At 47.1% G+C, this 4,399-nt stretch carries 4 protein-coding genes; 1 reads left to right on the plus strand and 3 read right to left on the minus strand.

Going from position 1 to position 4,399, the window contains the following annotated elements:
- The 3 genes from AOQ29_RS01840 to AOQ29_RS01850 form a co-directional block, all read right to left on the minus strand.
- A partial coding sequence (locus AOQ29_RS01840; protein ID WP_061992847.1) for a metallophosphoesterase occupies positions 1–780 on the minus strand: 780 nt, incomplete at its 3' end.
- A gap of 152 nt (positions 781–932) precedes the next feature.
- The gene (locus AOQ29_RS01845; protein WP_061992848.1) at positions 933–2,375 is read right to left on the minus strand and encodes a peptidoglycan amidohydrolase family protein; all 1,443 of its coding nucleotides are present in this window, start codon (positions 2,373–2,375) and stop codon (positions 933–935) included.
- 278 nt (positions 2,376–2,653) lie between these two features.
- Complete coding sequence (locus tag AOQ29_RS01850; RefSeq protein WP_061992849.1) at positions 2,654–3,649, minus strand: NAD(P)/FAD-dependent oxidoreductase; 996 nt, start codon at positions 3,647–3,649, stop codon at positions 2,654–2,656.
- A gap of 97 nt (positions 3,650–3,746) precedes the next feature.
- On the opposite strand from AOQ29_RS01850, the gene AOQ29_RS01855 reads away from it, so the two are divergent.
- The coding region (locus AOQ29_RS01855) for a nucleoside hydrolase (RefSeq protein ID WP_061992850.1) at positions 3,747–4,399 on the plus strand (653 nt) is incomplete at its 3' end.

Raw genomic sequence — 4,399 nt, forward strand, 5'->3', positions numbered from 1 at the left:
GGCCTTTAAAATCAACACATTGAGCCGACTTTGTGGCAAACCTAAGGAACATCCCCCGTCAATGACATAGCGGGGTACATCCCCACTACCCACGCCACCATGGCGCATGGTCACAATGGTACTTTGTCCCTGGTTTTGCGGGAAGGTTTCTTCCTCTTCAACCGGCGTATGGCCCGTCACAATGACCTTATCCGTTTTATTTTTGGCATAATCGCCTGTCTCATCATAATAGTAGGGTTCGCGGATCCATAATGATTTCTCCTGGCTCGTTTCTTGCCAGTACTTTTCTGACCAATCAATGCCCGCATGGAGGCCAATGATACCTTCATTTTCAACAGCATTGGGCAAGTCGGCCAATTTTTGTACCAAATCCCCGTACTCAGTCGTTAAGAACTCAGCCACCGCTTGCAATGCTTCTTCATCCTCAGGATCCAATACGCCCTGGTAACCAAGGTTACGGAGGGTGTCACTCCCGTTATTACGGCCAACCCAACGATAAAATTCCCGCGGATTAGCCCTGGCAGTTTCCAATAAAAAGTAATCGTGGTTACCTAGGACCCAGGTAATTTTGTCTTGGTGGTCCATTAAAAAGGCCAAAGCAGCCCGGACGTCGACGACATCCCCGTGCCCGTCAACAACATCTCCTAAAAAGACGAAGCGGACTTGTGGGTCTGACCACTCTGGCAAATCAACTAACTGCTGTAAATGATTAATACTGCCGTGAACATCGCTAAAAAAAGCATACCGTTGGGCTGGTGGTAGTCCTTGAACTTTTAACATAACTTACCTCCATTAAGTTTTTCACTCAGGATTTCCTTAGCCATAGTCTAACACTTGGCCAAGAAATTCACCGCACAAAAAAGCAAACCAATATCCGGCAAGGTAGCGGGCATTGATTTGCTTGTTTAGATACATGAAATTTTTAAATCAGCTTAGGCCTGGCGGTAAACGTAGTAAGGTAAAAATTTACCATTACTTGTTTGTGCATAGGCAGTGTCATAGTTCCATTCCGTCACAGCTGTTCCAGCTGCACCCTGGGTTGCATAATTAACCGAGATTGCACGGGCATTGGGATCGTTACTGATAATCACTTGGACGTGACCAACAGCGCCACCAGAGGCGCCCTGCTGACCCCAGATAACGATATCACCACGTTGGGCATCCCAAGGCGTATTAGTTGAAATCAATTGGTAGCCATTGGCAGTCAAATAACCGGGCAATGAGTCCGTGTTGTACAAGTACGCAGGCTTTGAGGCCCCGGCTTCATACAAGGCTTCCGTCATCGCTCCGGAACAATCGGCTGTTCCATCGGAACCATCTCGGTTTCCAGTCATTGAATAGGTCAATTGTCCCTTATGGTTATCAAACCAGGCAATTAATTCATCGGTATTAACTTTTTGACTTGATTGGGCTGGTGCCTGGCTCGTTGATTGAGCGGGAGCCGGCTGGGCTGCTTGACTAGTTGATTGAACAGGAACTGGTTGGCTCGCAGCAGAAGTTGAATTAGCAACTTGGAGGCTTTGAGCGGTGGTAGCAGTCGTTGAGTTAGCTGTCGCCGTAACAGTAGCAGCCTTCTTAACCGTCTTAACCTGGAGGGTTGCCGTGGTTGGACGAGCACTAGCGACTTGGCTAGCACTGGCAGTCACAGTCGTTGCTGTCGGTGTTGCTGCGCTAGTATCTTGAGCAGGGGCTTGACTGGCTGCAGCGTCGGCAGTTGATTGAGCTACCGATTGTGAACTAGCAGTCGACAATGATTGGCTATCAGCCATTGATTGGGCATTTGAGTCTTGAGTTGCTTGGCTACTTGCCGTTGCTGACTCACTTTGGCCGTTCACAGCTGATTGTGATTCAGTTTGTGTATTTTGTGTGCTTTGGCTTTGCGTCTCACTAGAAGCACTTGGTTGAAGAACCACTAGGTTCCCCTGGTCGCTAGCAACAGCCTGAGTTGCCCCAGCGGCACTTGTCAACAGGCCTTGATCCTTCAAACTTTGCACAACGGCAGCTTGGTTTTGCAGTGAATAGCCAGCAACCAATAAGTTACTGTTTGTTAAACCAAGGTTTCGGGCTGCTTGAGCAGTTGTTAACCCATAAACTTGAGAAATAACATCAAGGGTATCACCCCACTGAACGGAGTAAGCTGACAAATTGTCCGCTTGGCCTTGGCTTTCAGCCGCTGCCTTTACTTGGTCTGCCGTATTTGCCACCCAACCAGTTTGAACCTGGCTAGTTGTCGTTGTTTGATCGGCATGGGCAACGTTAGCACCGGGATTCATCACTGCGCCTGCAAAGACTGCTCCTGTTGCAGCTAAGGTCGTTGCACCAGCAGTCATAAGCAAGCGTTGCTTTGCTCCCAAATCTTTCTTATATTCTTTCATTTAGAAAACCTCCAAAAATATGTACCGGAATTATTCTACCTAAATTTCCTTCACATGTAATAATAACAAATTATTCTAAACAATGTTAGTGTTTTCGCAATTTTTTTGTAATTTAATACACATAAACTGAAATTATCGGCCTTATATCCCGTTTTTTTCTTCAATCACCTAAAAATTTAATTTAACCTTGTCTAGACTGACAATGAACTCCGCCTTTAATTTCTTACTTTATAATAAGAAAGTGCGACAGTGAAGCCGTTGAATCATTTAGTTAATTTTTACAAATTCAAAGACGATGAGTGACCCGGCCCAGCGCTCGCCGGGTTGATGGCCTCGATCGCCGCATTAACCGCAGCGGGTGCTTGACCAAAGCCAGTCGCAATCAGATCAGAATGACCTGGATAGGAAGTGATATCCCCAATTGCAAAGAGGCGAGCTTGCTTGGTCCGAATATGGTCTTGAACGATTAGACCGGCCGCATCCCAATCTAGGTCAACCGACCAATGCATGGCGTCCATTCCTTTGGTGGAAAAGCCGTACTGGACGAGTAAGTTATCAACGGCGAGGTGGATCACCTCTTCCTTATTTTTAACATGACTCAGGGTTAAGTCTAAGGTCCCATCACTTTCCTGGCGAACTTGATCGACTTTCAACGGTGTCTTTTTCACCACCCCGGTTTGTTCCAAGGCCAAAACTGCCTGTTCCAATGCTCGGAACTGGTCCCGACGGTGCAACAAATAAGTTTGAGCTGCAACGCCATCGAGTTCCGTGGCCAAATCAACAGCAGCATCGCCACCACCAAGAACTGCCACTTTTTTACCTCGGTAGACTGATAGGTCTGGAGCAAAGTAGGCCAACCCACGATTTTCGAGTAGACTTTCATTTTCAACTTGGAGCCGTCGTGGTTCAAAGGCCCCTTTACCCGTTGCTAAGATGACAGCCCGGCCCTTGATGGCTTCGTCAGTGCCCTCAACCTGGACCAACCAAGTCTCTCCATCGGCGACCAAGTCCGTTACCTTCGTCTGAGTTTTAACAGTCACTGGAAATTTTCCTAATTGTTCTTGCAAATGAACAACCAATTCGCGTCCCGTTACTCCCGGGAGACCCGCGACATCCCAAATCTTTTTATCTGGGTATAAAGTCTGCACTTGCCCGCCTAAATCAGCCAAAGCTTCAACCAAGAGTACTTTTTGATTGCGCAAGGAAGCATAAAAAGCAGCGAACATTCCGGCTGGTCCACCACCAATGATGATAATGTCGTACATTTCTTCCATTTTCAAAACCTTTCTTCGTGAATACACTAATATTTTCTCATAATCGAGCGATAATTTGTTATAATATGTGAGTACCCAAACTTAAGGAGATTGCGCAATGTCTCGCAAAAAAATGATTTTAGACCTCGATACTGGGATTGACGATGCCCTCGCCTTGGCTTACGCCGTTGGCCACGATGAAATCGATTTAATTGGTATTATCGCTTCATACGGTAACGCCCTAACGGCGACTACTGCTCAGAATTCGTTGGACCTGCTAGACCTCTTAGGCGCCGCAGACGTCCCTGTCTTTATCGGGGAAACCCACGCTTCTACCGAAGACGACTTTACCGTTATGCCGATTTCACAAGAAATTCACGGCATGAACGGGATTGGAGACGTGACGGTCGCCAGTTCAAAGCGCCAAGTCAGTGCCCAATCAGGAATTGATTTTCTGATTGAATCGGCTCATAAGTACCAAGAAGATTTAATTTACCTACCTACTGGACCCTTAACGAACTTAGCAAAGGCCTTGGAACAAGACCCCTCAATCGCTAAGTTGATTGGTCAAACAACATTGATGGGTGGGGCCTTGACCGTTCCTGGGAATGTGACTCCTTTTACTGAAGCCAACATTCACCAAGATCCCGAGGCAGCCGACGTCGTCTTCAAAAACCAAGAAAATTTGACGATGGTTGGTTTGGACGTGACATTGCGCACGCTTTTGACCCGCGAACAAACTAAGGAGTGGCGGGCATTAAAGACTACCGC

This window comes from Fructobacillus ficulneus (assembly GCF_001047075.2).
Lineage (GTDB): Bacteria > Bacillota > Bacilli > Lactobacillales > Lactobacillaceae > Fructobacillus > Fructobacillus ficulneus.

What these genes read in the sequence shown, in the direction of transcription:
- AOQ29_RS01850 (WP_061992849.1), bottom strand. Translation starts at nt 3,649, where the DNA reads ATGGAAGAAATGTACGACATTATCATCATTGGTGGTGGACCAGCCGGA.
- AOQ29_RS01845 (WP_061992848.1), bottom strand. Translation starts at nt 2,375, where the DNA reads ATGAAAGAATATAAGAAAGATTTGGGAGCAAAGCAACGCTTGCTTATG.